Annotated in this window: 33 protein-coding genes; 10 read left to right on the top strand and 23 right to left on the bottom strand. The window is 63.7% G+C overall.

What is annotated here, in order from left to right; genetic code table 11:
• Nucleotides 1–82: 82 nt before the first annotated feature.
• From DM868_RS07440 to DM868_RS07425, 4 genes are all read right to left on the bottom strand, one after another.
• On the bottom strand, nucleotides 83–793 hold the full coding sequence (locus DM868_RS07440) for an energy-coupling factor transporter transmembrane component T family protein (protein WP_137276232.1): 711 nt from the start codon (nucleotides 791–793) through the stop codon (nucleotides 83–85).
• Nucleotides 787–1,482 carry an energy-coupling factor ABC transporter ATP-binding protein gene (locus DM868_RS07435; protein WP_137276231.1) on the bottom strand — a complete coding sequence of 232 codons (696 nt, stop codon included), beginning with the start codon at nucleotides 1,480–1,482 and terminating at the stop codon, nucleotides 787–789. Before DM868_RS07435 ends, DM868_RS07440 begins: the two co-directional genes overlap by 7 nt.
• Complete coding sequence (locus tag DM868_RS07430; protein WP_137276230.1) at nucleotides 1,479–2,063, bottom strand: biotin transporter BioY; 585 nt, start codon at nucleotides 2,061–2,063, stop codon at nucleotides 1,479–1,481. Before DM868_RS07430 ends, DM868_RS07435 begins: the two co-directional genes overlap by 4 nt.
• Nucleotides 2,064–2,178: 115 nt before the next feature.
• Nucleotides 2,179–2,808 (bottom strand): DUF7110 family protein, encoded by a 630-nt coding sequence (locus DM868_RS07425; protein ID WP_137276229.1) that lies wholly within the window; start codon nucleotides 2,806–2,808, stop codon nucleotides 2,179–2,181.
• Nucleotides 2,809–3,003: 195 nt separating this feature from the next.
• Between DM868_RS07425 and DM868_RS07420 the strand changes: the two genes are divergently transcribed.
• Nucleotides 3,004–4,053, top strand: coding sequence for an NAD(P)/FAD-dependent oxidoreductase (locus DM868_RS07420; RefSeq protein ID WP_137276228.1), 1,050 nt, complete (start codon nucleotides 3,004–3,006; stop codon nucleotides 4,051–4,053).
• 1 nt (nucleotide 4,054) lies between these two features.
• Here the strand turns inward: DM868_RS07420 and DM868_RS07415 are convergent, their stop codons facing one another.
• The 3 genes from DM868_RS07415 to DM868_RS07405 form a co-directional block, all read right to left on the bottom strand.
• Complete coding sequence (locus DM868_RS07415; protein ID WP_137276227.1) at nucleotides 4,055–4,813, bottom strand: SDR family oxidoreductase; 759 nt, start codon at nucleotides 4,811–4,813, stop codon at nucleotides 4,055–4,057.
• A gap of 127 nt (nucleotides 4,814–4,940) precedes the next feature.
• On the bottom strand, nucleotides 4,941–5,171 hold the full coding sequence (locus DM868_RS07410; protein ID WP_137276226.1) for an Lrp/AsnC family transcriptional regulator: 231 nt from the start codon (nucleotides 5,169–5,171) through the stop codon (nucleotides 4,941–4,943).
• A gap of 1 nt (nucleotide 5,172) precedes the next feature.
• Nucleotides 5,173–5,859, bottom strand: a complete 687-nt coding sequence (locus tag DM868_RS07405) for a potassium channel family protein (protein WP_137276225.1) — start codon at nucleotides 5,857–5,859, stop codon at nucleotides 5,173–5,175.
• Between the two features lie 355 nt (nucleotides 5,860–6,214).
• On the opposite strand from DM868_RS07405, the gene DM868_RS07400 reads away from it, so the two are divergent.
• Nucleotides 6,215–6,445, top strand: a complete 231-nt coding sequence (locus tag DM868_RS07400; protein WP_137276224.1) for an Lrp/AsnC ligand binding domain-containing protein — start codon at nucleotides 6,215–6,217, stop codon at nucleotides 6,443–6,445.
• 15 nt (nucleotides 6,446–6,460) lie between these two features.
• On the opposite strand, the gene DM868_RS07395 is transcribed toward DM868_RS07400, so the two are convergent.
• The 9 genes from DM868_RS07395 to DM868_RS07355 form a co-directional block, all read right to left on the bottom strand.
• Nucleotides 6,461–7,501 carry a thiamine pyrophosphate-dependent enzyme gene (locus DM868_RS07395; protein WP_137276223.1) on the bottom strand — a complete coding sequence of 347 codons (1,041 nt, stop codon included), beginning with the start codon at nucleotides 7,499–7,501 and terminating at the stop codon, nucleotides 6,461–6,463.
• Between the two features lie 64 nt (nucleotides 7,502–7,565).
• Nucleotides 7,566–8,210 (bottom strand): MBL fold metallo-hydrolase, encoded by a 645-nt coding sequence (locus tag DM868_RS07390; protein ID WP_170964450.1) that lies wholly within the window; start codon nucleotides 8,208–8,210, stop codon nucleotides 7,566–7,568.
• Nucleotides 8,211–8,270: 60 nt separating this feature from the next.
• Nucleotides 8,271–8,858 carry a dTMP kinase gene (tmk, locus tag DM868_RS07385; protein ID WP_137276221.1) on the bottom strand — a complete coding sequence of 196 codons (588 nt, stop codon included), beginning with the start codon at nucleotides 8,856–8,858 and terminating at the stop codon, nucleotides 8,271–8,273.
• Nucleotides 8,859–8,972: 114 nt separating this feature from the next.
• Nucleotides 8,973–9,602: a 30S ribosomal protein S3ae gene (locus tag DM868_RS07380; protein WP_137276220.1), complete on the bottom strand. Its 630-nt coding sequence runs from the start codon at nucleotides 9,600–9,602 to the stop codon at nucleotides 8,973–8,975.
• Nucleotides 9,599–9,847, bottom strand: a complete 249-nt coding sequence (locus DM868_RS07375; RefSeq protein ID WP_137276219.1) for a KEOPS complex subunit Pcc1 — start codon at nucleotides 9,845–9,847, stop codon at nucleotides 9,599–9,601. The genes DM868_RS07380 and DM868_RS07375 overlap by 4 nt, the downstream gene beginning before the upstream one ends.
• Complete coding sequence (locus tag DM868_RS07370; protein WP_137276218.1) at nucleotides 9,844–10,917, bottom strand: hypothetical protein; 1,074 nt, start codon at nucleotides 10,915–10,917, stop codon at nucleotides 9,844–9,846. Before DM868_RS07370 ends, DM868_RS07375 begins: the two co-directional genes overlap by 4 nt.
• A 4-nt stretch (nucleotides 10,918–10,921) precedes the next feature.
• Nucleotides 10,922–11,386, bottom strand: a complete 465-nt coding sequence (locus DM868_RS07365; RefSeq protein ID WP_137276217.1) for a 30S ribosomal protein S15 — start codon at nucleotides 11,384–11,386, stop codon at nucleotides 10,922–10,924.
• 198 nt (nucleotides 11,387–11,584) lie between these two features.
• Complete coding sequence (locus tag DM868_RS07360; RefSeq protein WP_137276216.1) at nucleotides 11,585–12,439, bottom strand: RNA ligase family protein; 855 nt, start codon at nucleotides 12,437–12,439, stop codon at nucleotides 11,585–11,587.
• A gap of 1 nt (nucleotide 12,440) precedes the next feature.
• Nucleotides 12,441–12,902 carry a DUF5812 family protein gene (locus tag DM868_RS07355; protein ID WP_137276215.1) on the bottom strand — a complete coding sequence of 154 codons (462 nt, stop codon included), beginning with the start codon at nucleotides 12,900–12,902 and terminating at the stop codon, nucleotides 12,441–12,443.
• 98 nt (nucleotides 12,903–13,000) lie between these two features.
• Here DM868_RS07355 and DM868_RS07350 point away from each other — a divergent pair, with 98 nt between their 5' ends.
• On the top strand, nucleotides 13,001–14,287 hold the full coding sequence (locus DM868_RS07350; protein ID WP_137276214.1) for a glucose-6-phosphate isomerase: 1,287 nt from the start codon (nucleotides 13,001–13,003) through the stop codon (nucleotides 14,285–14,287).
• 16 nt (nucleotides 14,288–14,303) lie between these two features.
• On the opposite strand, the gene DM868_RS07345 is transcribed toward DM868_RS07350, so the two are convergent.
• Entirely contained in the window at nucleotides 14,304–15,050 is a 747-nt protein-coding gene (locus DM868_RS07345; RefSeq protein WP_170964449.1) for a CPBP family intramembrane glutamic endopeptidase, read from the bottom strand.
• Between the two features lie 104 nt (nucleotides 15,051–15,154).
• Here DM868_RS07345 and DM868_RS07340 point away from each other — a divergent pair, with 104 nt between their 5' ends.
• Nucleotides 15,155–15,301, top strand: a complete 147-nt coding sequence (locus DM868_RS07340; protein ID WP_137276212.1) for a CopG family transcriptional regulator — start codon at nucleotides 15,155–15,157, stop codon at nucleotides 15,299–15,301.
• On the opposite strand, the gene DM868_RS07335 is transcribed toward DM868_RS07340, so the two are convergent.
• The 3 genes from DM868_RS07335 to DM868_RS07325 form a co-directional block, all read right to left on the bottom strand.
• Complete coding sequence (locus tag DM868_RS07335; RefSeq protein ID WP_137276211.1) at nucleotides 15,302–15,757, bottom strand: NOB1 family endonuclease; 456 nt, start codon at nucleotides 15,755–15,757, stop codon at nucleotides 15,302–15,304.
• A 6-nt stretch (nucleotides 15,758–15,763) separates the two neighbouring features.
• Nucleotides 15,764–16,003, bottom strand: coding sequence for a PRC-barrel domain-containing protein (locus DM868_RS07330; RefSeq protein WP_137276210.1), 240 nt, complete (start codon nucleotides 16,001–16,003; stop codon nucleotides 15,764–15,766).
• Between the two features lie 65 nt (nucleotides 16,004–16,068).
• A complete protein-coding gene (locus DM868_RS07325) occupies nucleotides 16,069–17,034 on the bottom strand; it encodes a hypothetical protein (RefSeq protein ID WP_137276209.1) in 966 nt (321 codons plus the stop codon).
• Nucleotides 17,035–17,256: 222 nt separating this feature from the next.
• Here DM868_RS07325 and DM868_RS07320 point away from each other — a divergent pair, with 222 nt between their 5' ends.
• From DM868_RS07320 to DM868_RS07305, 4 genes are all read left to right on the top strand, one after another.
• Nucleotides 17,257–17,592, top strand: coding sequence for a DUF5802 family protein (locus DM868_RS07320; RefSeq protein ID WP_137276208.1), 336 nt, complete (start codon nucleotides 17,257–17,259; stop codon nucleotides 17,590–17,592).
• 24 nt (nucleotides 17,593–17,616) lie between these two features.
• The gene (locus DM868_RS07315; protein ID WP_137276207.1) at nucleotides 17,617–18,504 is read left to right on the top strand and encodes a Vms1/Ankzf1 family peptidyl-tRNA hydrolase; all 888 of its coding nucleotides are present in this window, start codon (nucleotides 17,617–17,619) and stop codon (nucleotides 18,502–18,504) included.
• 105 nt (nucleotides 18,505–18,609) lie between these two features.
• On the top strand, nucleotides 18,610–19,635 hold the full coding sequence (locus tag DM868_RS07310; RefSeq protein ID WP_137276206.1) for a DUF1611 domain-containing protein: 1,026 nt from the start codon (nucleotides 18,610–18,612) through the stop codon (nucleotides 19,633–19,635).
• The gene (locus DM868_RS07305; protein ID WP_137276205.1) at nucleotides 19,632–20,666 is read left to right on the top strand and encodes a dipeptide epimerase; all 1,035 of its coding nucleotides are present in this window, start codon (nucleotides 19,632–19,634) and stop codon (nucleotides 20,664–20,666) included. The genes DM868_RS07310 and DM868_RS07305 overlap by 4 nt, the downstream gene beginning before the upstream one ends.
• A 3-nt stretch (nucleotides 20,667–20,669) precedes the next feature.
• On the opposite strand, the gene DM868_RS07300 is transcribed toward DM868_RS07305, so the two are convergent.
• Nucleotides 20,670–20,852, bottom strand: a complete 183-nt coding sequence (locus tag DM868_RS07300) for a hypothetical protein (RefSeq protein ID WP_137276204.1) — start codon at nucleotides 20,850–20,852, stop codon at nucleotides 20,670–20,672.
• Nucleotides 20,853–20,939: 87 nt separating this feature from the next.
• Here DM868_RS07300 and DM868_RS07295 point away from each other — a divergent pair, with 87 nt between their 5' ends.
• A complete protein-coding gene (locus tag DM868_RS07295) occupies nucleotides 20,940–21,761 on the top strand; it encodes an IS5 family transposase (protein WP_137276203.1) in 822 nt (273 codons plus the stop codon).
• A 642-nt stretch (nucleotides 21,762–22,403) separates the two neighbouring features.
• Here the strand turns inward: DM868_RS07295 and DM868_RS07290 are convergent.
• Together DM868_RS07290 and DM868_RS07285 are read right to left on the bottom strand one after the other, a co-directional pair.
• On the bottom strand, nucleotides 22,404–23,267 hold the full coding sequence (locus DM868_RS07290) for a DUF4878 domain-containing protein (protein ID WP_137276202.1): 864 nt from the start codon (nucleotides 23,265–23,267) through the stop codon (nucleotides 22,404–22,406).
• A gap of 426 nt (nucleotides 23,268–23,693) precedes the next feature.
• Nucleotides 23,694–24,152 carry a MaoC family dehydratase gene (locus DM868_RS07285; protein WP_137276201.1) on the bottom strand — a complete coding sequence of 153 codons (459 nt, stop codon included), beginning with the start codon at nucleotides 24,150–24,152 and terminating at the stop codon, nucleotides 23,694–23,696.
• A gap of 87 nt (nucleotides 24,153–24,239) precedes the next feature.
• Between DM868_RS07285 and DM868_RS07280 the strand changes: the two genes are divergently transcribed.
• Nucleotides 24,240–25,535, top strand: coding sequence for an MFS transporter (locus tag DM868_RS07280; protein ID WP_137276200.1), 1,296 nt, complete (start codon nucleotides 24,240–24,242; stop codon nucleotides 25,533–25,535).
• Nucleotides 25,536–25,588: the final 53 nt, after the last annotated feature.

The following is a 25,588-nucleotide window of genomic DNA, read 5'->3' as shown; positions in this document are numbered from 1 at the left end:
GAGAAAACGCAGGAGCGGACGCGCTTAAGTTTTGTTACATAGGGGCACACCTTCGCGGAGTTGATTTGGCGGGAACGGTCAATCAGATGGCAGAGCGGAGGCTCACCGCAAAGAGGACGATTGCGATCACGGTCGCGCCCGCATCGTACCGCGAAAATCTGAGCGCCGGGAGCGTCGGATTCCACGAGAGACACCGCGCACGGAGTGCGATTGAGAGTCGATCCGCCCGTTCGAACGCGCGGTTGAATCCGGCGACGACCACGGTACTCATCCGGGCGGGAACCGAGCGTTCGGTGCCCAGTCGCGCCCGCTGTGCATCTCGAATCCGGCTGAGATCCGCCTGTAGGACGGGGAGAAATCGGAACACGAACGCGACACCCATCCCGAGAAATCGGCCCGTTCGACCGGGGATGATCCACTGGACCGCCGCGCGCGAGTCGCGAACCGGTGTCGTTCGGACGTACGCGGCGGCCACAAGCAAGACCAGTAGCACCCGATAGCCCGCGAGTGCGGGATCGAGCGCGTCCGCGACCACGAACCAGTCGGTCCACGAGAGCCCCTCGAGGAGCGGGGCGGCAAGCAAGAACGGGAAGACGAACCGGAACTCCCACAGCGCTCGTCCGGGAGAGGTCCGCGCGACGAGCAAGACGACGGCCGCGATGAGCGTCAAGCCGGCGAGCCCGGGCGGCGTCGTATAAGCGAACGCCGCCGCCGCGAACCCACCCTGTACGGCGAGTTTCGAACGCGGGTCGAGTCGGTGAGCGAACGAATCGCCCGGTTCGTAGCTCAACACGGTTTGATGCCGAATCCCGCCAGGCGATCGTCGTCGGTGGCGTCGACTTCCAGTTCGACCCGGCCATCCACGAGAATGACGATCCGATCGAGGAGATGGTTCAGACCGCGTAGATCGTGGGTGACGACGATCAGGCTCGTTCCGCCCCTCGAGAGCGATTCGAGATGTCGGAGAACCGAGGTACGTGAGGGATGGTCGAGGCCGGTGAACGGTTCGTCGAGGACGAGATGGTCGGGCTCCATGGCGAGCGCCCCGGCGATGGCGACGCGGGCCTGTTGGCCACCGGAGAGTCGGTCGATACGAGCGTCGCGGTGATCGGTCATATCGACTGCCGACAGCGCGGTCCGAACCCGCCGTTCGATCTCCTCGTGCGAAAGGCCGAGGTTTTCCGGGCCGAACGCAACGTCCGCACCGACGGTCGCGGCGACGAAGCAGTCCCGTGGATTCTGAAACACCATCCCGACGGAGGTACGCGCGGCGACGGGATCGTCGAGAACCGACGCTCCGTTCACCGTGACCGACCCGGAGTCGGGGGTGAGAAGCCCGTTCAAATGACGGACGAGCGTCGTCTTGCCGGATCCGTTCGCCCCGACGATGGCGACCGCTTCCCCATCGTCGATCCGAATCGAGACGTCATCGAGGGTGATCGTCTCGCCGCGTCTGCTGCTGAGGGCTTCGACCTCGATCATTCCGCATGGATCGCGTCGCTTCGAACGATGCCGATCGCCGCCGCCATCTTGGCCGCCTCGGCGGGGACGAACACCACCGCGCCCGTGATCACGGCGGTCCGTAGCGTCATGTCGAGGTTCCACCACATGAATGGGACGCCGACACCGTAGATCACGACGGTTGCGGCCGCCATCCCGGCGACGAGTCGGGGAACCGATCGATCGGCGAGCGGGCGGAGTTCGATCCCACCGTGGGCGATCGCGCCAACGGCGATCGCCGCAAGGGGGTACGAAAAGAGGTAGCCGCCGGTCGGCCCGAGCAACACGCCCAGTCCGGCCCCGCCGCCCGAGAAGATGGGTGCGCCGAGTGCCCCGGCGAGGAGATACAGCACCATCGACGCACCGCCCCACAGCGGACCAAGAAAGAGTCCGGCGAGGAAGACGCCGAGCACCTGCAGGGTGACCGGAGCCGGTGAGAGCGGATACGGGAACGATACGTACGCGAAGGCGCCCAAGAGCGCGGCCAAAAGCGCCGCACGTGCGACGTTGAGCGCGGTTTCGTCTCCGACGAGATCGACCGTGGACGATGTTGCGTTTACCATGGTTCGGGACTATCGTCAACCACAATTATAGTACCGGTTTACAGATTGGCGAGCGTCAGGGGAGGCGTTCGTGGCAGCCGCTAACGTACGGTGAGGACACAGAGACGGTCGAAGATCAGCCGCTTATGAATTTGTTGTCGCGCCAGTTGACGGTGTTTTTCGATTCGCGCTCGCGGGGGTCGTCGACGACCTCGACGCTCGCCGACCGCTCCTCGCCGTCGACGATCCGGACCGCGACGAGATCGCCGTCAACGGCGGCGATCGCGGTGAGCGTTCCCTTCTCGGCGAACTTGGCGAGATCGCACAGGACCTCGAACATCGGATACTGCAGAGCCGTGTTCTGCAGCACCGTCTCGCGATCACCCTTAAAACAGGCGTACTCGACGAGTTTCGAGTTGATCTCCGGCTCCTCCTGCACCTGGCCGCTGTCGCTGAAGCTTCCCCACTGTGGCCCGTCGCCGTCGCCGACTGACGCGCCCATATCGGGTTCGGGAGGCGTCTCCTGCCACCCGTCTTCGGTCTCGTAGAGTCTGTTCTCCGTGATGCTCGCCTTCAGCTGTGCTGTCGGCGTGTACTTCGAAATGTTGTCCTCGGCGGCGACGGCGCTGACAATGAGCGTGTTGTTCCGCCGGGTCACCTCGACGTCTTCGATCTCGACGGGCAACTCGTAGCCGTCGAAGAATTCGTGAACGTCGTCGAGTTTCAGTTCCAGTGTCGAATGAAGTCTGTATACGCGACTGGTCATGGTATCCCTGTCCCACAGCGGGGGATGTCCCCCCTGGCGCGAGTGGTACGGCCAAATATAGGAGTTCATCACTTATATCACCTGTCCTTCAGGGTGTGACGAGGTACCACGGTTAACTCGGCGCGCGAGACGGTCGTTCGCTGCCGAAACACACCGGCCGGGGAATTAAGCCGATTGGCGCGGTAGATAGTGTCGATGACAGACCACTATCAGGTGACGGTCGTCGGCGGCGGGCCTGCCGGGTTGACCGCGGCGCTGTACACCACCCGACTCGGGCACGACACCGCGGTAATAAACCGCGGCGGCGGACGGGCGGCGATGATGCTCGACACCCACAACGTCATCGGCGTGACCGAGGAAACGTCGGGTAACGAGTTCCTCGCGGCGGCGATCGAGCAGGTACAATCGTACGGCGCAGACTACTTTCAGGACTACGTCAGCGAGATCGAACCGATCGGAACCGACGGAGAGGGGTATCGCGTCACCGCCGGAAACGTCGAGGTGACGACCGACCACATCGTTCTCGCGACCGGCTTCTCTGACGTGCGTCCGGACCCTCCACTTCCTCGGACTGGAAAGGGTCTGCACTACTGTCTGCACTGCGATGCGTACATGTTCGTCGACGAGTCGGTCTTCGTGATGGGGACCGGCGACGCCGCAGCGCACGTCGCGATGATCATGCTAAACTTCACCCCCGACGTCGACATCCTCACACGGGGCGACGAGATCGAGTGGTCCGACGAGACCGCCGAGATGCTCGAGAACCACCCGATCGACGTGGTCCACGATGACATCGTCGGCATACGGAAGGACGACGACGGCTGGCTCTCGGCGTTCGAGTTCGAGGACGGGAGCGTCCGCGAGTACCGCGGCGGCTTCCCGATGTACGGGTCGAACTACAACACCGATCTCGCCGAATCGCTCGGCGTCGAGTTGAATGACGACGGGACGATCGCCGTCGACGACCATGGCCGCACGAACGTCGACGGCGTCTACGCCGTCGGCGACATCACGCCTGGACACAACCAGATCCCGACCGCGATGGGCGAGGGCGCCCGCTGCGGCATCGGTAACCACTACGACCTCCGAGCGTTCCCGAGGGGCCTCGACGAAATCGAGGAACTCGGACCGGTCACCGACGCCGACGTGCCGGCGATCTCGCAGGAACTCCTCCGTCGTGCGGTGACACACGAGGGACATCCCGGCGGGCCAAGAGAGCAACAGTCCGTCGCCGGCGACGACTAGCTCACTGGACTGAAAAGCCGCCGTCGACGACGAGCGACTCGCCGGTCACGAACGAGGCGTCGTCCGAGCAGAGCCACACGACCGCCGAGGCGATCTCCTCGGGTTCTCCGAGCCGACCGATCGGCGTCGCCGCCATCGTCGCCTCCATCGTCTCGGGATCCTCCTCCTTGGTTCGCGCGACCATTGGCGTGTTGATCACACCCGGACAGACGGCGTTCACCCGAATCCCCTCGCCGCTGAACTCGACGGCGGCCGTCTTCGTCAACCCGATGACGCCGTGTTTGCTCGCTACGTACGGGCTGAGGTTCGGAAAGCCTAACAGCCCGGCGACCGACGCGGTGCTGACGATCGCCCCGCCGCCGTGTTCGAGCATCGTGGGGATCTGCTCGCGCAGTCCTAAGAAGACACCCTCGAGGTTGATGTCGATCACGCGATTCCAGTTGTCCATCGGTTGTTCGTCCGTCGATGCCGTCGCCCCCTCGATGCCGGCGTTGTTGAACGCGAAGTCCAGCCCACCGTACGTCTCCACTGCCGTCTCGACGACCGTCTCGACATCGGCCTCGTCGGTCACATCGGCTTCGACGAAGGCGGCGTCTCCGCCGTCGGATTCGATCTGCGAGACCGTCTCCTCGCCGCCCTCGGCGTCGATGTCCGCGACGACGACCTGTGCGCCCTCCGTCGCGAACCGCTTTGCCGTCGCCCGTCCGATCCCCGAACTCGCACCCGATACGATCGCAACACCGTCTTGTATTCCGTTCATAATGTATCCCCCAGTTGGTCGAACCGATTCCGACCACCTTGTTATTCGGTAGCTAAAATATTATAACTGCGGATTACGGCGATCCGTGAGCGAACCGATCGCGTGTAGTCCCGGCAGCGCGACTGAATCATCCCATCGCGATGTAGGTGTGCGTATCCTCGACGCCGTCGAGCGCCTGAATCGCGTCGGCCGCGATGTCCTTGACGTCGGCCGGTGACTCCACGTCCACCTTGGTGATGATATCGATGTCGCCGGCGACGATGTGCGCCGAGACGACGCCGTCGATCGCCGCGATCTCGTCTCGGAGTCGCCCCGCCTCGCCCGTGTGGGCTTTGACCATGACGTAAGCGACGACCATCTCAGGCTCCTCCCTGCGCGAGCGCGCGCCCCGACTCGCCAACGATGATCTGCTCGACCTCGCGCAGAACGCCAAAGTCGGCGATCGCGACGACTCTATCGCCGACCTCCAAGGAGGCGTCCGCGTCGGGCAGTTGGAGCTGATCGCCGTCCTTGCCGAAGGCGAGCACGCGGGAGTCGGCGGGAAGTTCGAGCTCGGACAGCGAGTAACCGCGCATCGGCGAACCGGGCGTGATGGTGAGTTCGACCAGTTGGAGGTTGTGAGCGATGTCGGCGACCGCCTTGACGCTCCCGCCGACGAGGGCGTTCTTCGCGGCGATCGCGCCGAGTCGCTCGGGGTAGATCACCTCGTCGACGTCGCCCGCGTACTTTCCGATCATGTACTCGTGGTCGTCGTTGTCGACCCGGAGGACGGTTCGACACTCGTGTCGTTTGCCGACCATACAGGCGATGAAGTTGACCGTCAGATCGCCCGACAGCGCCGCGACCCCGTCGATATCGTCGAGTTCGAGGTCGAGCAGCGTCGTCTCGTCGCTCCCGTCGCCTGCTATCACCTCGAACCCCGCGTCGGCGAGTCGCTCGACCTTCGTCACGTCGGGGTCGACGATGACGACCTCGTGACTCTCTTCGCGAAGGACGCGCGCGGTTCGCATTCCAACTCGCCCGGCACCCACGATAACGAATCTCATGTCAGAGTCTATGGCGACTGCACCCAAGAATGTTACTCATTCACACACACGCGTGGGTCGAAGCGGTCGCAAGGACGCGAGCAATGGTAAACCACACAATTGCGGCGAGATTCGATCATTTGTATATAACCCAATTCGCAACGGTTTACCCCACAGCGTACAACGTCTCGATGAACCGCCCCGGGGTCAAGCCCCGAGGCACTCGGCCTGCTCCGCCTGTAGAGTTGCTCGTGAGCGAAGAGAGGGCGGTGGATGGGGCGGTCGTCGAACTCCGATCGGCTGCCGCATCCACCGACGACGGGGGATGAACGACGACCCGGCAAAGACTTTTCATGTGTGGCAAGTATTCACATTCATGCTGCGCGCGTTCATTATGGTGAAAGCCGGGACAGGACACGCCGAAGCGCTCGCCGACCGACTCGGCGAACTCGATCACGTCACTATCGCGAACGTCGTCGCCGGAAACTTCGACGTGATCGTCGAGGCCGAGGCCGAGGAGGTGTACGACATTATCCACTCCGTGGCGACTCGAATTCGGGGCTTCGAAGACGTCGAGGACACGAAGACGTACATCTGCCTCGAGTAGCGCTGGTCGATCGAACTACTCGTTTTCGTCGGCGTACGGATCGCCATGGCGGTCCAACCGCTCCTGAACCGCCTCGCGCTCCCGATCGAGCACCGGCGTCGACTCGGCGTAGGTCCACTCGAACAGATCGTCCGGGTCCCGCGTCGCTCGCTCCGCCTCGCGAATCGCCGCGTCGAGTTCGGCCTCGGCCTCTGATCGGACGGATTCGACGAGGTCGGCATCGGTAACGTCGCCGCCCCGGAGGTACTCCCGAAACCGCTCGATCGGGTCCGCCGTCCGCCACTCCGGGAACGACGCGCGGTCGCGATACCGGCTCGGGTCGTCGCTCGTCGTATGCGGACCACGCCTGTGCGTGAGACTCTCGACGAGCACCGGCAGGCCGGCGCGAGCGGCCGAGAGCGCCTCCCGAACGGTCTCGTACACCGCGATCGGATCGTTGCCGTCGACGCGCTTTCGGCCGATCCCGTAGGCGTCGGCCTTCCCCGCGATCGTCTCGCTCGCGGTCTGTCGGGTTTGAGGCGTCGAGATCGCCCAGCCGTTGTTCTCACAGAAGAAGACGACCGGTGCGTCGAAGACCCCGGCGAAGTTTGACCCCTCGTGGAAGTCGCCCTCGCTCGTCGCGCCATCCCCGAAGTAACAGAGCACGGCCTCGTCGGTGTCGCGATACGCCGCGCCCATCCCGATCCCGACCGCCTGCGGGATGCCCGTGGCGATCGTTATCGACTGCGGGAAGACCGGGATGTCGTGTCCGGAGCCGTACTCCGGGAAACCGCGCCGGAACTGGAGGACGTCCGCCATCGGGACGCCGCGGGTCAACTGCATCGCGTTGGACCGATACGTCGGAACGAGCACGTCGTCGTCGGCCATCGCCGTCGCCGCGCCGACCTGTGAGGCCTCCGCGCCCTCGAAGGGCGGATAGCCGCTCATCCATCCGCGTCGCTGGAGCGAGACGGCCCGCTCGTCGAAGACGCGAGCGCGGACCATCGATCGGAGGAGCGACCGAGCCAACTCGCCGTCCATCTCGCTCGGGTCGCGTTCGCCGATAACGCGGTGCATACCGGGTGAACGGACCAGGGGGTCAAAGTCGTAGCGACACGGGCGGAACGCTCGCCGTCGCCGTTCAGGAGAGTTCCGCGAGGAGGTCTTTCCGGTAGTGGTTCGGAAAGTCCAGGTATGCTTCGAGCTTCCCGCGGGGCTCCTCGTCGACGTTCGAGCCGTGCGTGACGACCGCGGTGTCGAACGACAGCGACAGCAGCGTTTCGAGGTTCGTCTCCGCCTGCCCGCTATCCCACGTGTACATCGCGGGCGGCGGCAGCAGGAATCCGGCCGGGAGCCCGCGACGGTCCGACCCGTCCAAGATATCGGTACAGAGTAACAGCGCTTTTTCGGGGAGATGGAGCCCGCAGATCCCCTGGGTGTGGCCCGGAACCTCCACGACGGTGACGCCGTCGGCGATCTCGTCGCCGTCGGCGACCTCGGTCACGGTGGCACCGCCGAAGTCCACGTCGTCGAGCGGTTCGTTCTCGGGGACGAGCACCTCGGGATCGTACGTCTCGATCACCCGCTCGACGTTGCCAACGTGATCGCCGTGATTGTGGGAGACGAACAGCCGATCGACGTCGCCCCGTTCGGCGACGAACTCCGTGAGGCCGTCCCACTCCGACTCGGGACCGGTGTCGACCAGCAGGTTCGCCTCGGTCAGGTAAACGACTTTTGAGTGAGCGAGTCGCTGTTGGTGAACGTCTGGAGCAACTTCGGTAGACATTTTCATTCAATGTCCGCCGTTTCGAAGTATATATGTTCGGGTGGAGTCACACCGAGCGAGCTACGCGAGAAGGTCCGTGACGATCTCGCGCGCCGTTTCGACGACCTCGTCCTCGGACCGCGTCGCGTCGATCCGGTGGAACCGATCCGGCTCGTCGTTTATAAGCCGCTCGTAGTTCGCCCGAACCGTCTTTAAATACGTCGCGGTCTCGAACTTGTTCGTCGCGCCGGCGCGTTCGGCACCGACCTCCGGCGGCACGTCGAGATACAGCGTCGCGTCCGGCGGCCGGGTGAACGGATCGTGGATCGCCTTTATATATTTCATCGGCTCATCGATCGTGCCGGCGAGCGTCGCGCCCTGATACGCGTATCTGGAGTCGGAGTATCGATCGGAAACGACGATGTTCCCGTCATCGAGCGCCGGTCGAACCACGCGGGAGAGGTGGTCCGCGTGATCCGCGGTGTATAAGAACAGCTCCGCGACCGAGTCGGCGTCGTCGTCGTCGATCGACCGATAGGCGGCGTCGCCGTACCACGAGTCGGTCGGCTCGCGGGTGAAGACGGCGTTCTCACCGTCGAGCGTCGCTTCGAGCGCCTCTCGAACCGTCGTCTTGCCACCCCCGTCGATCCCCTCGAGCGTGATGAGCATACGCCGACGGTCGGGACGGCCGTATATTATACTGATTATCCGGGTACCGTCGAACACGCCAGCGCGTCCGCTGTCCGTGGTGGATCGAAAGAACTCGTCGGCTCGAAAACGCGGTTACTCGCCGTCGTCCTCGACGTCGACGCTCGTCTCTTCCTCGGCGGCGACCTCTTCGGGTTTAGCCTCGACGCGCGTCTTTTGGATCTCGACGCGTCGAAGCGGGTAGATCGTCTTCGCCTCGCCGTAGATCGCAGAGGAGAGCCGTCCCTCGACGATGCTTTCGACGAGCCCCTCGAAGGTTCGCTCGGCGGCGGCCTCCTCGACCAGATCGACCATCGTCTTCCGGATGGCGCGCTCTTGGCTGTGGTCCGCGCTCTTCGTCGTGTAGGCGACGGGCTGGACCTGCACGCGGTAGTCGTCCGTCGTCAGGACGGTGACGAAGGCGTCGACCTTCGAGGTACCGCGGCGGGTGAGGCTGCGCAGGTAGTCGCGGGTGAGCTCGTGTTGGACGAAATCGGTGTAGGCGGCGTCGCTGCCGACGTCCGAAATCTGGAACGTGAGCTTCGTGTTGTTCTCGCTCGGGTCGTTTTTCAGCTCGCCGAGGGTGGTCTGAATGGTGCGGTCGTACACCATCTCCGGTTCGTCCGCGGGTGTTTCGCCGAGTTCGGCCCGGTCGAACATCTCGGGGGCCATCACGGTGTACCATCGTTTCTCCTGTTTTCGCTTGGATACTGAACGTTCGCTCATGATTGAATTGTCGTGTCGGTTATTCGCTGTGCAACTGTGAGGTTCGAAACGTAATCGTCGACCGTCGTCCGAAGCCCACCGGTCGTCTCGCGCCGGATCGTCGTGACGACGGCCCCGCCATCGGAGCCGTCGGACTCGACGCGCGTCGACATCTCGTCGGTGTTGTCGGGGGCGATCGCCGCGGCGATCACGTCGGGGTGCTCGTGGACTGTCCGAATCGTCGCGCGGCGGCTGTCGTCGGTCATAGCGCCCCCCTGAACGCCGCGGTGAAGTCCGCGATCGTTCCGTCGAAGGTCGCCGTTCCGTGGGCGTCTCGCGCGGTCGTCCGACCGCCGAGCCCCGTGGCAGCCGCCCGGATCGGGGCCTCGACCGCGGATTCGCCGACGGCCGCGGCCGCGCCGTCGGTCACGGCGAGCGCGATCGATTCCGGCGAGCGGTACGCGAAGCCCAGCCGGGCGACGGTGCCGAGCAGTCCCGGGGAACCGTCGTCGGTTCGGACGACGTAGACGCCGTCGTATCGGCCCGTGTCGGCTTCCCGAAGCGCCGCGTGCGCCCGTTGACCGTGAGCGCGCCAGGCGTCGATCGCCGCGGTCTCGACTTCGCGGCCGAGCGCCAGCGCGACGCCGGTTCCCGGCTGTGTCCGGGCGAGCGCGTCGAGGACGTCGGCAAAGCCGCCGAGCGTCTCGAATCGATCCGTGACGTACGGGCGAAGCATCCGCTCGACGGCCTCGGCCGCCCGCGGGGGCGCGTCCTCGATCGCCGACAGCGCGGCGAAGGAGGCGAGCGTGCGGTCGTCGGGGTCGTCGAGCGCGTCGAGGGCCCCTTCGACGGCCCGCCAGTCGCCCGAAAACGACGCGTGAAGGAGCGTCGTTCCGGCGAGTCCCTCGACCGGGTCGTCGGTCGGGATTGCCACGCCGGGACGGCGATCGAGGTCCGCCCGCTCGAGGAGTCGACCCGAGGGCTCGACGCCGGCACAGACCGCGCCGGCCAGCGCGAGTTCGGGATCGATCGAATCTGGGGCGAACTCCGCGACGACCTCGGCAGCTTCGAGGGCGAGGGAGTCTCCGTCGACGACGACGTCACCGGTCGGGTGTCCGACGGCGACGGTGCAGTCGGCATCGGTTGCCGGGGGGTCAGGGATGGCTGCGAGGCTCACCTGATAGGGTACCTCGACGGCGTCGAGTCCGCGGGCGATGAGCCCGGCCGCCGCTAGCGCGTCGCCGTCGGCGGTTCCGACGAGCCGAACGAATTCGGCGTCGGTGAGCGCCGCGGCGGCGCGGGGGCGGTTTTCCTCCGGGTGACCGGCTGCCGACATCGGATTACTCCAGCAGCTCTTTGGCTTCGTCGTACTCGTAAGTGAACGACTCGGCGAGCTTGTCGCCGCGGTAGTAGTCGACGAGGCGGCGGATCTTCGACTCCGTGTTCTGGAGCGCCCGCTTGTTCTGAGCGTCGCCGGGGTTTCGCTCCATGTGGTCGCGCAGGCCGACCGCGCGCTCCATCAGGTTCCGGAGATCCTCCGGCAGGTCGCCGGTCGCGTCGTTGTCCTCGAGGATCTCGGTGACCTTCTTGCCGGTCGCGAGCTTCACGTCGGGGACCGGGACGCCCTGAACGCCCTCGTCTCGGAGCTTCAGGCCGATCTGGCTGGGGTCGTGCCCCTCCTCGGCCAGCTCGACGACTCGCTCCTCGATCGACTCTTCGTCTACGTCGCTCCACTCCGGTTGTTCGTCTGCCGTGGGGCGGTCCGAACCGGACGACCCTCGACGGCGTGAATGCATTCGTGCCATTGTCTGTATGAATTGGAACTGCACGGACCGCTCGCAACGGCGAGGTCGCCGCGACGGGGGCGTCGCGACAGCCGCGCCAGCACTACCGCAATCCCAAGCCGGCCAATCGACCGGCGAGTCGGATTTGCAGTCGTGCGGTTCCCGTCAGTATCTCGTCGGGTCGGACACAAAACGGTTTCTACTCGTGTCTTGGCGGCGCTATCTCTGCGTCTCGTCCAGAAACGACCGGACCCGGGCGGCCACCGCCGACCGGAACGCCGACATGTCGACGGAGGACGCGCCGTGAAGCAGCCGTCGGTGCTTCTCGCGGACGATCTCGGTCGTCGCCAGATCGTACAGCGTCTCGAACGTCACCGCCTCGCCGCGGGATTCGAGCCTCGACGCGACTCCTCGGAGACGAGAGTCGGTGGCGTACCGCTCGGCCAGTTCCGATTCGGAGACGCCGTCCGGGATCGGCGTCGGCTCGCCGCCGGTCGCGGGAACGGCGGGATGACGGAGCATCGCCCGGCCGCCGCGTTTGTTGCGGACGACGACGCCCGCGGCCGGCCCGTCGTACCACGCCGAATCCGGGACCGAATACGATTCGGGATCGAAGTCCCGCGTGTGCAACTCCCGCTCGAACGCGTTGACCGGCTCGAGGCCGAGCCGTTCGAAGATCCCCTGCGTGGCTCCCGGCGGTCGGAACGCCTCCGTCTCGGTCGAGTACACGTCGAACCCGAGAAACGACGGCAGCCGATCCCAGTCGTACTCGATCGTCCGTCGGTGGGTCGACACGCCGAAAAAGACGACTGACTCGACGTCGTCGACGGCGTTTCGGAGCGCCTCGCGACCGAGCCGGCGTTGGACGTGGTCGACCGCGTGTTCGTACGGAGGCGGAACCGCGTCGGGATCGTCGTAGACGCGGGTTCGGTCCCCGAATCGAAGCAGCCCCGATTCGCGGAGCTGAAACCGGAAGAGCGCGCCGTCGACCTTTTCGAGCAGCCAGAGGTGGCCGGAGTCGAACATCCCCTCCGGAGCGTTCTCGACGCTCGGAACGGAGTAATACCGTTTCATTTCAGGGGAGATACCTGACGCTCACGACGCCCGGTTCGCTCCGGATCTCGACGCGGTTCACCTCGAGGCGCGCAGCGCGGACGAGCGTCGCCTCGTCGTCGAGCACGTCCTCGACGGTCGCCTCGGTTGTCTCTTCAGGTACGGTCAGCACGTGTAGCTCGCCGATCCCGGCTCGCTCGCGTCTGGTGACCTCCCCGACGGCCTGTTCGGCGGCGATCTCGCGTTCCTGTTCGGTCGGCGGCTCGGGGCTCTCCTCGACCGAAAGCCGTCGTCGCGTCTCGATCTCGGCGAGCCGATACGTCACCTCCATCGGCGGTTCCGGTTCGAGCGCGCCCTCGATGACCTCCGATCGGTCGACGCCGGGATTGCCCTCGAGCGTGTGGACCTGCCCGCGATCGACGTCTTTCAGCACCGCCGAGTCGGCGTCGGCGTGCGTCACGACGAACCGTCCCTCCTGCTCCATGTTGGGGAGAACGTGCCCGTCCCTTTTCGGGGTTTCGGGGATCGATCCGAACCGGATCCGATCGTCAACGCCTTTGTCACCCGCCACGCGTGGCACGTATGAACGTAGATTTCGGCAACGCGCTCGCCTCCGAGGCGACGCTCGGCGTCTCCGGGGCGTCGCTCGAACGGCTCGACGAGCGCGTAGCGGCGATTCACGACCGCATCGAGACGGGCATCGAGGATCGCGAGTTCGGCTACGCGAGCCTCGCGTTGCCAGACGACACCGACCCCGAGGCGATCGAGGCCGCTGTCGACGACTTCGATCCCGACGCGGTGTTGACCGTCGGCATCGGCGGTTCCGCACTCGGCGCGGAGACGATCACGGCGGCGCTCGGCGTCGACGGTCACTACACGCTCGATAACGTCGACCCGGCTCGGACGCGAGGGCTCCTCGACGAGCTTCCCCTCGAATCGACGCTCGTCAACGTCGTGTCGAAGTCCGGAACGACCGCCGAAACGCTCGCGAACTTCCTCGTCGTGCGGGAGGCGATGGCCCGGGCCGGCGTCGAGTGGGCCGATCGGACGGTCGTCACGACCGGCGAATCGGGGCCACTCCGAGAGTTGGCCGACGAACACGATCTCCCCACCTGTCCCGTCCCGGACGGCGTCCCCGGGCGGTTTTCGGTGCTGTCGCCGGTCGGGTTGGTCCCCGCCGCGGCGTTCGGCTGCGACATCGAATCGGTGCTCGACGGCGGCGCGGCGGGGCGAGCGTCGCTCGAGCCGTCGTTGTTCGAGTGTCCGGCGTACGCCTACGGTGCGGTGGCGTACGCGCTCGAAGGACGGGGAGCGACGACGAACGCCTTCGTCCCCTACGCCGAGGCGCTCGAACCGCTCGCCGAGTGGTTCGCCCAGCTGTGGGCCGAGAGTCTCGGTAAGGACGGCCTCGGACAGACACCCGTCCGCGCGCTCGGGGCGACGGATCAACACTCCCAGCTCCAGCTGTACCGGGCGGGGCGGACGGACAAACTCGTCACGCTGCTCCGCCCGCACGAGCGCGTCGACGTTCCGATCCCCGAGACAGGGGTCGAATCGCTGTCGTATCTCGGCGGGGCGACCCTCGGCGAGCTGCTCGACGCGGAGTTCGAGGCGACCGAAGCGTCGCTGGCCGCCGCCGGGCAGGCGAACGTCCGCCTCGAAATCGACCGACTGGACGGCGAAAGCGTCGGGCGACTGCTCTACGAGTTGGAGGCCGCCTGCATCCTCGTGGGCGAGCTATCCGGCGTGGAGACGTTCACACAACCCGCAGTCGAGTGGGGCAAACGCGCGGCACGAGGGCTGTTGGGCGGTGGTACGTTCGAGGAGGCCGAGGCGGTCGACGACAAGACCGTCCGGCGCGTCGAGTAGCACCGATCGCGCGGGGTCAGTACAGCCCGACGACCTCGGCGTAGACGGCGGCGTAGGTGATCGCGTTGTAGACGCCGTGGGCGAGCACCGGGACGGCGAGGTTGTCCGTGTACTCGTAGACGGCACCGAGAATCGCCCCGAGCGGGAGCAGGAGAAGGAGGATCGTCACGACCGTGCCTGGGACGTTTGCCGGATCGAGATACGCGAAGAAGTGAACGACAGCGAAGATGAGCGACGCGAGCGCGACCGCAGCGCCGGCGTCGAAGGCCTCTCCGAGTCGGGTCTGGATGATTCCGCGGTAGAGGAACTCCTCGGCGGGGCCGACGACGAGGATCGAAAGTGGGAGGAAGACGAGCGCGATGGCGGGGTTCATCTCTATGCTCTCCGTGATGCTGTGTTCGGTGAACGGGAGTCCGAGCCGCGAGATGAGGTTGGGGATCGCGACGGCGAGCGCTATGAGGGCGACGGTTGTGACAGCGATCGCCGCGAGGTCGCGAATGGACGGACGACGCAGCCTGACGTACGATAGCGTGAGGTCGTGGCGGAACAGATACAGCCCCGCGACGCCGCCCATCCCGAGGTACGTCCCAAGGGTGAACAGCAACTGTCCCGAGGGTGACTCCACCGACAGCGACAGCGGCGTGCCGAGGAGGGTGAACGTCACGAAACCGAGCAATAGCCCGGCGAGCAGGCCAACCCCACCGAGCATCGTCATCGCGACGACGCGACGGGAGGGCGGGCCCCGATCGGGGGTGATACTCATTGACGCCGGTTCGGTCGGCGATCGATTAAGTCTGTCCGTCCGGCGACGAGCGTGCGTCATACGTCTGACACATATTTATGCGAACGGGTGACATATGGGGGCACATGCCCCGATACTGCCTCGAATGTGACGGCCAGTTGGCCAACCGGATCGAGGGGATCGCGACGACGTACGGCCTCACCGAAGAGGAGGTCGTCGGGCAGCTCGTCGAGGTCGGTCTGGAGGAACTCGACAGCGATCCGACCCGTTAATCAGGGCCGTTTGCGCGTGAGTTCGCTGCCGCAGATCTCACAGCGATCCCGGTTGTCGTCGAAGACGCGACCGCAGCCCTGACACTGGAACTTCCAGTCGCGGCGCTCGTCGATCCCCCCCTGGGCGATCACGTCGACGGCGATATCGAGCTTCTCGGCGACGTTCTGCATCGCGTAGTCGTCCGTAACGAGGACGGCGTCGAGTTCGAACGCCGTCGCGAGCAGGCGGATATCCGTCCGCGAGAGCGTCTCCGCGTCGCCCGTCTCGCGGGCGGCGCGTTCGATCCGTTCGACGGTTTCGGGATCGGGGATGTGGATCCGCATTCCCGAACCCTCGCGGGCGTCGAACCGATACCCCGCCTCGTCTTGGAGTTCCTCACGGACCATCGGAATCGTTGCGACCGGCTCGTCAGTGGTGTACTCGTCGATGAACGCCGACGAATCGAGAACGTGCATACGAACTCAGCGGTCGATGATAATCGTGTCTTTGACCGCCTGCACGCGGCCGACCGGGATTCGGTAGTTCCCCGCTTCGTCGCGCTTGAACTCGAGTTCACCCGTCTGCTGGCCGGGGTCCAAGATGAGGTGCTGGAGCGTCCCTGTCTTCAGATCCATCGTGATGTTGTACAGCGTGCCGAGGCTGGACCCATCCGATCCCATGACTTCCTTGTCCGAGAGGTTCTCCGCGAGTATATCGGGCATACCTTCCGGTTGACGTTTATCCAGTATCAACGTTCGGGTCACCGTCGTGTCAAGGGAGACTCGATTCACGTATCTCGACTGTCCGGCGGTGCGCCCGCCCCGTCACCAGGGCTCGTGGGACGGCCGTTCGACCCGGCCGATTCAGCGGCCGAGTCCGACGACGAACCGTCGGTCGGCGGGTCACCGTTCCCGCGCTCGAGTGGCGCGCCGGAGTCCCCGTCGGACCCCGGATCGCTGTCTCGCTCGTCGTCGGGGTCAGCGTCGGGGGCGGTCGGATCATCACTCGACGGTCCCGCACCCGGTGTATCATCGGCCGCACCGTCCGGGGGGCCTGCACCGCCGCCCGCCGATCCGCTACTCGGGGATCCACTGTCGGCTCCGTTCCCACCGGGCGGCCCGACGCGTTCGGCATCGCGCGCGTCCGTCGGCGCACTGGTCCCGTTCGGCGGACCGAGGGCGTCGGGACGCGGCTGGTCGTCGTCCCGCGCTGGTGAGCCGTCCGGCGGGCCCGCGTTCGGCGGAGGGCCGACTCCGCGAGCCAACTCGGCGACGGCCGGGCCGGGAATCGCTCGGGCAGTTTCGCGGAGCGCCGAGAGCCGCTCGGTGGCGACGCCCGCCTCGTTGGCCCGGCGTTCGGTCGCGTTCACCGAGCGTTCGAGCTCGGTCGCACCCACCGATATCCGCGTCGCGATCGATCGGTTTCGAACGTCGGGCGTTTCGCCCAGCGTCTCGCGTTGCGAGCGAAGCCGTTCGCTCCGCGCTTCGAGTCGCGCCTGGCGCGACTCGATGAGCGCGTGGCGCTCCTCGGAATCCTCGGTCCGATTCAGCGCCGCCTGAAACTGTCCGTCCTCCACGTCGTCGGCCGTTTCGACGCTGCTGGCCTGCATGAACGAGGAGATGTCCGCCCCGAGCGAGGCGTTCCCGGTGGCGGGCGCCGCGGCGGCGGGACCGGCGACAGCGGCGAGCGCAAAGACGCTCGCCAGTCCGACGAGGACGACGAGCACACAACGACTGACGAAACCCCGACTCATTGCACCGATGTAGACGCGTCATCGAATAAAAACCCCGCTCCGTTCGAACCGTTTAGCGATCTGAGTCCATCGACCGAGAGGCGATAATATCGTTTATACGGCGTCGAAAGTTCATATTATCGATACCGTCGCGACACCGCGGTGGCCAGAACGCTCCCGATAACGACCCACGACACCCAGACAATACTTATATGTGCTAACATGTAACAATACATCGACGGCATGTTCGAACAGTTCTCCAGCGGGTATTACCTAGGCCGACTCTACGTCGAACCCCACGACGGCGACCGCGCCGTGATTCACCGCGAGCATCACGAACTGGTTACAGAGCAGTTGTACGAGTCGGCCCGCGACCCGCTCGTCATGAAGATCGGATCGACACACGTTGCAGTCCACGGGGCCGATAACGTCCCCGGACGGACCGTCGCGCTCCCAGCGGACGCGCTGTCGGCGACCGGAACCGACAACCCGCCGATGCTCCGCGAGGTACTCCTCGCGAAGGCCGACCGGGCCCGACAGCTGCTCGAGCTCGGCCCCGACGGTCCCGCGGGATTTTAATCGGACGCGGGCGTCGATCCGTCGATGCTCGACGATCTCCTCGGCCGGACGGAACTGAAGGCGCAGATCGAAGCCCTCGAAGAGCGTCGCGACCGACTCGAAGCCCGCCTCGAGGCCGAAAGCGAACGTCGAGCGGACGCAGTCACGGAAAAACAGGAGGCAGAGGAGCGAGCGAACCGCCTCGAAGACCGCATCGCGGACCTCGAAGGGCGGCTCGAGGCCGCCGAGCGACCCGATGACGACTCGGGCGTCGGATTCAGATACGAGGAGACGCTCCGCGGCGGGCGCGCCGACGCGGTTCTCGATCGACTCGCCTCCCTTGATGGCGGTCCGGAAGGCGTCCTCACAGCCTACGTTGACGCTGAGCCGCCGCCAGAACTGCGCGACCTGCTCGGGGATCGGACGCCGCTCGTCGCTCGCGCCTCGCCGTGTCTCGTCTGCGCGGACGACGCCGGACTCGTCGCCGTCGCGCTCCGACCCCCGGTCGCCCCCGAACCGTTCGCCGAGTGGGCCGAATCCCCCCGAATCGAGCGCTCGTGGGTCCGGCCGACGGGCCGGTTCGCGCTGGCGGTGGTGCGCTCGGACATCTTCGCAGTCGGCGTTTACGAGGGAGCCGAGCGAGTCGCCTACGAGGGGTTCGAGAGCCGGGTGAAAAGCGATCACTCGAAGGGCGGGTTCTCACAGGGGCGCTTCGAGCGCCTCCGCGACGAGCAGATCGCCGCCCACGTCGAGGACTGCGTCGAGACGCTCGATTCGGTCGGCGCCGACCGACGGTACGTCGTCGGCGACCGGCGACTGATCGACGAGTTCGACGCCGACGCGACTGCAGCGGTGGACGCGAGCGGGAAGCCGAAGGCCGCCCTCGAGGACGCCTTCGCCGACTTCTGGTCGGTCCGACTGTACGGGCTGTGAAACGCTTTGCGAGCGGCCGCGCCGTGGGTATCTCCGCGCAGATCGGCTGGCCCGTTACTTGCAGTCATTGATGACCTTATTATTCGGGAGCGTCGTTGGGTGCGTATGCGAGTCGCAATCCTTGCCCACGAGCAGTTCCCCGATCGCGCGAAGACCGCGGTCGGCGTCCTCCGCTACGGCGACCAGAAAGTCGTCGCCGTGCTCGACCGCGCGACGGCGGGGACGACCGTCGGTGATCACCTCCCGGACGTCGGTGCCGACGACGTACCGATCGTCGAGTCGATCGCCGACGCCCCCGACTTCGACGCCCTCCTGATCGGCATCGCCCCCATCGGAGGCGGGTTCGACGAATCGTGGCGCTCGGACGTCCGAGCCGCAATCGAACGCGGCGCGGACGTGGTCTCGGGGCTGCACTACTTCCTCGCCGAAGACGAAGAGTTCGCCGCGCTCGCCGCCGACCACGGCGTCGAGTTGCGCGACGTTCGGAACCCACCCGAGGACCTCACCGTCGCCGAAGGGATCGTCCGCGACCTCGACGTGGAGGTGATCTTGACCGTCGGCACCGACTGTTCGACGGGCAAGATGACGGCGACGCTGGAGTTGGTCGAAGCAGCCCGAGCGGCCGGACTCAACGCGGGGTTCGTCCCCACGGGGCAGACGGGAATCATGATCGAAGGCAGCGGCATTCCGATCGACCGGACGATAAGCGACTTCACCAACGGGGCGGTCGAGCGGCTCATCCGCGAGCGCGCCGACGAGCACGACTACCTGTTCGTCGAGGGACAGGGATCGATCGTCCACCCCGCCTACTCGACAGTCACCTGCGGTATTCTCCACGGCGCACAGCCCGATCACCTCGTGCTGTGTCACGAGGCCGATCGAGAGGTCATCCACGGCTACGAGTCGTATCCGGTCACCGATCCGTCGAAACTGGCCGATCTGTACGTCGCGCTCGCCGAACCGGTCGCCCCGACGGAACTACTCGGTGGCTCGTTGAACACCTACGGACTCGACGCAGACGAGGCCGCGGACGCGATCGCGGAGTACGGAGGATCGATCGGCGCCCCGGCTGTCGATCCCGTCCGCGACGGGGCGGGAGCGATCGTCGAGCAACTGGTCCCCGACCGATGAACGTCACGTTCGAACGCGTCGAGTTGGCGCTCGAGGTCCCGTTCAGGATCTCGCGGGGGACGACAGCGACGACCGAGAACGTCGTCGTGACGCTCGAAGTCGACGGAAAGACGGGCTACGGGGCGGCAGCCCCGTCAACGCACTACGGGGAGACGGCGGCGACTGTCGAAGCCCTGTTGCCCGAGTTGCTCGCTGCCGTCGACGCGGTCGGCGATCCGCACGCCAGACGCGAGGTCGCCGATCGGATGCAGTCGGTCGCGAGAGACAATCCCGCCGCAAAGGCCGCCGTCGATATCGCGCTGTGGGACCTCGCCGGCAAGCGTCTCGAGCAACCGGCGTACCGGTTGCTTGGCCTGTCGCCGGACGCCGACAACTGTCCGGCGACGTCGTTCACGATCGGGCTGGACGAGACGGCTGCGATGGCCGAGCGCGCACGGGAGGCGGTCGACGCCGGCTATCCGATACTGAAGGTGAAACTCGGCACCGATCGCGATCTCGAGATCGTCGAGGCGATCCGCGCCGCGGCACCAGCGGCGACGATACGGGTCGACGCGAACGAAGCGTGGCGACCGAAGGAGGCCGTCCGCAACTGCCGGACGCTCGAGACGTTCGGCGTCGAGTTCGTCGAACAGCCGGTCGCCGCCGAAGATCCCGAGGGGCTTCGACACGTTTACGAGCGCTCCCCGCTGCCGATCGCGGCCGACGAGTCCTGTCTCACCGCCGCCGACGTTCCGCGGATCGCCGACCGATGCGACATCGTGAACCTCAAAATGATGAAGACGGGCGGGGTGACGCCCGCGATCGAGCTGATTCACGCGGCCCGCGCGCACGGGTTGGAGGTGATGTGTGGCTGCATGATCGAGACGAACGCCGCCATCGCCGGGGCGGCGCAGCTGTTGCCGCTGTTCGATTACGCGGACCTCGACGGGTCGCTGCTGCTCGAGGACGACCCCTACACGGGCGTCCCCGTCACGGCTGGTCGGTTCGACCTCGGCGCGGTCGAGGCGGGAACGGGCGTTCGACCGCGGTAGACGTCATGTCGGGGGGACGACGAACAGCGAGGTTAAGACGAAAAGTGTCGCGACGAAACCGCCGGCACCGACGCCAGCGAGCGTGGGGATCGTCGACAGCCATCCCGCCGCTGCCCCGCCCGCGAGCGACGCCGAAATCGCGGCCAACAGCCCGTCGTGCCGGGTCAGGTTCGTCGGCTGAACCATATCAGACCGTTCCGAAGGGTGCTAATTAAATATAAGGCTCTGTTGAAACCCTCAGAGAGTTACATGTTCGTCCTGTAATTCCACGAGATGAAGCCCCTCCCGAAGTCGCAGATTCTCCGGTTTACTGAGAAGGCGCTCCATTTGGCACGCCGAGCGGTTTCTCGATACTCCTCAAAGTTCTCCAAACATCGCTATACACTTCCCCAGCACGTTGTTTTGCTGTGTCTCAAAGTTCGGAAGAACACGACCTATCGTGGCCTGCTTGACGAACTGATCGAGATGCCACGCATTCGTCACGCCCTCGGATTAGCTGAACTTCCTACGCCATCAACGCTCTGTAAGGCGTTCAACCGGCTTGATATGGCTGTCTGGCGTGCCATATTGACTCTCTCAGCGACGCTACTTCCAACAAACGGTGTCGTTGGAGTTGATGCGTCAGGATTCGACCGCAGTCACGCCTCAAAACACTACACGAAACGAGCCGAACTCACGATTCAGCAGCTCAAAGTGACGTTGCTGGTCGATACGAAAGTGAACGCAATCCTCGATCTCCACGTGACGACAACACGAAAACACGATAGCCAGATTGCGCCGTCGTTGATCAAGCGCAACCCGAAAGATATTGGCATTCTACTCGGTGACAAGGGCTACGACGACCAGAAGATCAGGCAACTTGCCCGGCAACACGAGGTTCGGCCACTGATAAAGCATCGTGAGTTTACATCGCTCCACAAGGCATGGAACGCGCGCTTAGACGCTGATCTCTACGGCCAGCGGAGTCAATCCGAGGCGGTCAACTCAACGCTCAAGCGGAAGTACGGTGCGTTTGTTCGCTCCCGACGATGGTGGAAGCAGTTCCGTGAACTCACTATTGCTTGTCTCAGTCACAACATTGACCGATCACTCTGAACGGTCAATACAGGTAATTAAGTGGGTTCGCTAAGATTGTACTGCTACCCTCGCCCAGATGAGCTGGAACATTGCTGATCTTTTTAAAAATGAGGACAGGAATCATCCACCAGTAGATATTCTCAGCTTTGTAGCTGGATTAGTGGTGTTCGCAGTCATTTCGTTTTGGTTAGCCTTTCTGGTTCCATTCTCAGGGCCGGCCATTGAAGCGGGAAGCAGCTATCAGATACTTGCCGGCTTACAATGGGTTGTCGCAGGGGCTATATTCATTTTCTTAGCAGTTCGAATGGCTCTGTTGAAACCCTCAATTAGTGATGTGTTGCACCGAGCGTGCTGAATGTACAGCGCAAGTCTTTCAAAATGAATTGCTGAGACGGGGCCGAATCATTCAGTTGTCAATAAGACCATTCTGATTGGTTTTGTTCTTGGGTAGAACATCATCAGTCAGCTTTCAGAAGTAACTGGAATCTACAGTGGGCAGGACATTATTTTCACATCAATCGACTACACATAGTTGCTTAAAACTTGATTGCATACCCCGGTGAACGACCACACCGTATCCTTGACCTGGCTCTATGCTCGGTTACTCATCGTCGATGAGCGATTCGTATCTCCCAGAGTGATTATCTGTAATGTGGATCTTTAAACATCGTCTGTAAGATCCAAAATTGTAGCTGCCACCCGTTCTGCTGTTTCAAGATCATCATACGTTAAACTCAGTTCCGAATCTTCGGCCCAAAGTCCATCTCTTATTAACGTAATAAGATTGCGAGAGAGAGAAGTGGACACGATTTCTTCGCCATCTAAGTATTGAACGATAATTATGTTAGATGAATTTATATTAGTGATTATGTCTTCCATCTCTTTACCTTGCTCGCTTGAAAAATCTACCCGAACATACGCATAATCACTCTCCTCTCCGAGACCCCAAACTTCAGAAACATCTGTCGCCTCGAAAAATAACTCGGTAGCATCGTCTGTAGGGCCGACATAGACCTCAAATGAATCTCCTGGCGTTACATCCTGAACACGCTGCTCAATTGTGAGATCTTCCTCAGGCAGATGTTCTGAATCAATGTCTTGTGGCTGTACCTCACGATGGATTAACCACTCTTTATTATCAAGAACCAGTTCGAGATACATTCTCTGTCTAGCGCCCCCGTCACGAGTTACGATCTCCGACATTACAAGCGCGCTCTCTTCATCTTGTTCTAATGTCTCAACTGTGATTTCCTGGAATTCAGCTTGGTTACCGGCATCAACCTGTTGTTCTGCTCTCTGCTCAAACTCTCCTTCAGGATGAACAAATTGCATTGCTTCCTCAAACTCGCCATTCTCAACCGCTTTTAAATAATCCCGAACTACTGATGTAGGATCTGAATTTTCATTTGATCCTGTTGTCCCAGGGGATCCACTAAAACCGGAACAGCCAGCTACGAGTGGAATCATCCCAGTACCAATCCATAATAGATCTCGTTTTGAAACATTCTTCTCCGATTTACCCATATTTTTGAATATATATTCCAAATCCTTAAAGTTAGTGAAGCCTAATTTGGGGAAAATCACCGCCTTGTTGTGCTGACTACAATCTCTATATGCAGCACGCGCTTCCTACCAGTTGCTGAGGGTTTCAACAAGCCCGTTCGAATATATCAGCAGAGGCGTATCGGTTGGTATGGGACGCTCGTAGTTGCGGTATTTACGCTAATTCGAGCGACATTTGACAGTTTTACTTTTGGGTTAGTCCCGGTAGTCTATATCGCAATACCGCTGGTAGCAATCGTATTCTTGCTGGTTCGCCGTGGTCTATTTTTGAACGGATAGATTCACACCCTTCAGCGACCGGATGTTTCATGTGTGAAAATGTCTGAAGAATAGGATTTCAACAGAGCCAAATATAATTATTCAGCGGCGCGGGTCGAACCGCCGCCCTCACGAATCGTTCGTATCCCGGCGACGGTGCATTCCGAGGGCGATCCACTCGACGACGCAGTCGTCGTCCTGATTGTATCCCCTGAGTTTCGTCCGGATGTGTCCCATCTCCGGACGGCTCTCGGAGGTTCGCTTGTCCAGAATTTCGACCTCGACCCGGAGCGTATCGCCCGGATAGACGGGTTTGCGCCACCGCAGTTCGTCGATGCCTCTCGCGCCCATCGACGACTCCTCGTCGAGAAACCCGTCCGCGAACACCCGCATACACATCGACGCCGTGTGCCACCCCGACGCCGCGAGCGACCCGAAGATCGACTCCTTCGCCGCCTCCTCGTCGAGGTGAAACGGCTGTGGATCGTACTTTTCGGCGAACTCTTTGACCTCGGACGTGGTCACCTCGTAGCGTCCGTCGGGTTCGTACACGCGGCCGACCTCGTAGTCTTCGAAATAGCGTACCATCGGCGGAAGGATCGACGGGGGAGGATAAAAATCCGGTCGGAGTAGTCACATCATAATGCTTACCAAATGGAACGGAGAACGGTGACCGTGAACGTCCTTAGGGACCCGAAGAAGCGGCGCTGGTTGGCGTGGGGGTCGCTGGCGCTCGTCTTTCTGTTGGTCAATCTGCATCGGTTATCGACGGCGGTGCTCTCAGAGCAACTCACCGCCAATTTCGGGATCACGGCAGCCGAACTCGGCACGCTCCACGCCTCGTTTTTCGTCATTTACGCATTCATCCAGATCCCTACTGGCGTGTTGGCCGACCGGTACGGTCCGCGGTACGTCGGGTCGATCGGTGCGTTCGTGCTCAGCTTCGGTGCGATCGGGTTCGCGGCCAGCGGCGGCTATCTCGCGGCGGTCCTCTCTCGCGCGCTCATCGGCTTCGGCAGCGGCGTGATCTTCATCTCGACGCTGCGATTCTGTGCGAACTGGTTTCGCGTCGACGAGTTCGCGACGATGTCCGGATTGACGTCGGGGATGGCCGGGGTCGGGGCCATCTTCGCAACGACGCCGCTGGCGATTGCAGTCGAATGGTTCGGGTGGCAGCGGACGATCTTCGGTCTCGCGGTCGTCGGCTTCGCCTCGGCTGTGGCGGTCTTCTCACTCGCTCGACAATCGCCCGCAGCGGCCGGACTGGACCCGATCGAGAACGTCCCCGAACAAGCGTCCGTGACCCTCTCCGAAACCGGCACCTACATTCAGGAACTGATCGGCGATATCGAGCAGTGGCTGCTGTCGCTCGCGTTCTTCTCGGGAATGGGAACGATTCTGACCGTGATCGGCCTGTGGGGCGTCCCGTATCTGGTCGCAGTGTACGACCTCGACGTCACGACGGCGTCGTATTTCACCCTGCTCGGCTCGATCGGGATACTCGTCGGTGGCCCGAGCGTCGGGTGGATCTCCGACCGAATCGGCCGACGCAGGCTCCCGATGGTCGTCGGGTTCGGTATCTTCGTGGTCGTGTTGGCGATCATCCCCGTGTTCGGGTCGCCGCCGTTGGCCGCCATCGCCGTCCAGTATTTCCTGATCGGAAGCTGTCTCGGCGTGACGGTGCTCGCGTTGCCGACGATCAAGGAGCGATATCCTGCCGAGGCCAGCGGCGTGGCGACCGCGATCGTCAACGGGGCGGGCTTTTTCGGCGCGACGATCCTCCCGACGCTCATGGGGTACGCGGTCGATCGATACCGGACCGACGACGTTGTCGCGGGGAGCGTCGTCTACACCGAGTTCGGCTACCGGGTCGCGTTCGCGATCACCACCGGCGTGGCGGCACTCGCGTTCTGCAGTACGGTCGTGTTGTACGTCCGGGATCGACGACGCTCGGATGGCACAACCGCCTGAACGCGCCACGTTTCGCGCCGGTCATCGACGCGCGCGCGACGCGCCCGTCGTCC

It is taken from the genome of Natronomonas salsuginis, assembly GCF_005239135.1.
Lineage (GTDB): Archaea > Halobacteriota > Halobacteria > Halobacteriales > Haloarculaceae > Natronomonas > Natronomonas salsuginis.
This window is presented reverse-complemented; position numbering and strand designations above follow the sequence as displayed.

What these genes read in the sequence shown, in the direction of transcription:
- DM868_RS07340 (WP_137276212.1), top strand. Translation starts at nt 15,155, where the DNA reads ATGCCCCGATACTGCCTCGAATGTGACGGCCAGTTGGCCAACCGGATC.
- DM868_RS07380 (WP_137276220.1), bottom strand. Translation starts at nt 9,602, where the DNA reads ATGAGCGAACGTTCAGTATCCAAGCGAAAACAGGAGAAACGATGGTAC.
- tmk (WP_137276221.1), bottom strand. Translation starts at nt 8,858, where the DNA reads ATGCTCATCACGCTCGAGGGGATCGACGGGGGTGGCAAGACGACGGTT.
- DM868_RS07415 (WP_137276227.1), bottom strand. Translation starts at nt 4,813, where the DNA reads ATGAACGGAATACAAGACGGTGTTGCGATCGTATCGGGTGCGAGTTCG.
- DM868_RS07355 (WP_137276215.1), bottom strand. Translation starts at nt 12,902, where the DNA reads ATGGAGCAGGAGGGACGGTTCGTCGTGACGCACGCCGACGCCGACTCG.
- DM868_RS07420 (WP_137276228.1), top strand. Translation starts at nt 3,004, where the DNA reads ATGACAGACCACTATCAGGTGACGGTCGTCGGCGGCGGGCCTGCCGGG.
- DM868_RS07370 (WP_137276218.1), bottom strand. Translation starts at nt 10,917, where the DNA reads ATGTCGGCAGCCGGTCACCCGGAGGAAAACCGCCCCCGCGCCGCCGCG.
- DM868_RS07400 (WP_137276224.1), top strand. Translation starts at nt 6,215, where the DNA reads ATGCTGCGCGCGTTCATTATGGTGAAAGCCGGGACAGGACACGCCGAA.
- DM868_RS07405 (WP_137276225.1), bottom strand. Translation starts at nt 5,859, where the DNA reads ATGAGATTCGTTATCGTGGGTGCCGGGCGAGTTGGAATGCGAACCGCG.
- DM868_RS07430 (WP_137276230.1), bottom strand. Translation starts at nt 2,063, where the DNA reads ATGGTAAACGCAACATCGTCCACGGTCGATCTCGTCGGAGACGAAACC.
- DM868_RS07310 (WP_137276206.1), top strand. Translation starts at nt 18,610, where the DNA reads ATGCGAGTCGCAATCCTTGCCCACGAGCAGTTCCCCGATCGCGCGAAG.
- DM868_RS07315 (WP_137276207.1), top strand. Translation starts at nt 17,617, where the DNA reads ATGCTCGACGATCTCCTCGGCCGGACGGAACTGAAGGCGCAGATCGAA.
- DM868_RS07435 (WP_137276231.1), bottom strand. Translation starts at nt 1,482, where the DNA reads ATGATCGAGGTCGAAGCCCTCAGCAGCAGACGCGGCGAGACGATCACC.
- DM868_RS07320 (WP_137276208.1), top strand. Translation starts at nt 17,257, where the DNA reads ATGTTCGAACAGTTCTCCAGCGGGTATTACCTAGGCCGACTCTACGTC.
- DM868_RS07285 (WP_137276201.1), bottom strand. Translation starts at nt 24,152, where the DNA reads ATGGTACGCTATTTCGAAGACTACGAGGTCGGCCGCGTGTACGAACCC.
- DM868_RS07325 (WP_137276209.1), bottom strand. Translation starts at nt 17,034, where the DNA reads ATGAGTCGGGGTTTCGTCAGTCGTTGTGTGCTCGTCGTCCTCGTCGGA.
- DM868_RS07345 (WP_170964449.1), bottom strand. Translation starts at nt 15,050, where the DNA reads ATGAGTATCACCCCCGATCGGGGCCCGCCCTCCCGTCGCGTCGTCGCG.
- DM868_RS07330 (WP_137276210.1), bottom strand. Translation starts at nt 16,003, where the DNA reads ATGCCCGATATACTCGCGGAGAACCTCTCGGACAAGGAAGTCATGGGA.
- DM868_RS07365 (WP_137276217.1), bottom strand. Translation starts at nt 11,386, where the DNA reads ATGGCACGAATGCATTCACGCCGTCGAGGGTCGTCCGGTTCGGACCGC.
- DM868_RS07375 (WP_137276219.1), bottom strand. Translation starts at nt 9,847, where the DNA reads ATGACCGACGACAGCCGCCGCGCGACGATTCGGACAGTCCACGAGCAC.
- DM868_RS07335 (WP_137276211.1), bottom strand. Translation starts at nt 15,757, where the DNA reads ATGCACGTTCTCGATTCGTCGGCGTTCATCGACGAGTACACCACTGAC.
- DM868_RS07290 (WP_137276202.1), bottom strand. Translation starts at nt 23,267, where the DNA reads ATGGGTAAATCGGAGAAGAATGTTTCAAAACGAGATCTATTATGGATT.
- DM868_RS07395 (WP_137276223.1), bottom strand. Translation starts at nt 7,501, where the DNA reads ATGCACCGCGTTATCGGCGAACGCGACCCGAGCGAGATGGACGGCGAG.
- DM868_RS07410 (WP_137276226.1), bottom strand. Translation starts at nt 5,171, where the DNA reads ATGGTCGTCGCTTACGTCATGGTCAAAGCCCACACGGGCGAGGCGGGG.
- DM868_RS07360 (WP_137276216.1), bottom strand. Translation starts at nt 12,439, where the DNA reads ATGAAACGGTATTACTCCGTTCCGAGCGTCGAGAACGCTCCGGAGGGG.
- DM868_RS07300 (WP_137276204.1), bottom strand. Translation starts at nt 20,852, where the DNA reads ATGGTTCAGCCGACGAACCTGACCCGGCACGACGGGCTGTTGGCCGCG.
- DM868_RS07390 (WP_170964450.1), bottom strand. Translation starts at nt 8,210, where the DNA reads ATGTCTACCGAAGTTGCTCCAGACGTTCACCAACAGCGACTCGCTCAC.
- DM868_RS07305 (WP_137276205.1), top strand. Translation starts at nt 19,632, where the DNA reads ATGAACGTCACGTTCGAACGCGTCGAGTTGGCGCTCGAGGTCCCGTTC.
- DM868_RS07425 (WP_137276229.1), bottom strand. Translation starts at nt 2,808, where the DNA reads ATGACCAGTCGCGTATACAGACTTCATTCGACACTGGAACTGAAACTC.
- DM868_RS07350 (WP_137276214.1), top strand. Translation starts at nt 13,001, where the DNA reads ATGAACGTAGATTTCGGCAACGCGCTCGCCTCCGAGGCGACGCTCGGC.
- DM868_RS07295 (WP_137276203.1), top strand. Translation starts at nt 20,940, where the DNA reads ATGAAGCCCCTCCCGAAGTCGCAGATTCTCCGGTTTACTGAGAAGGCG.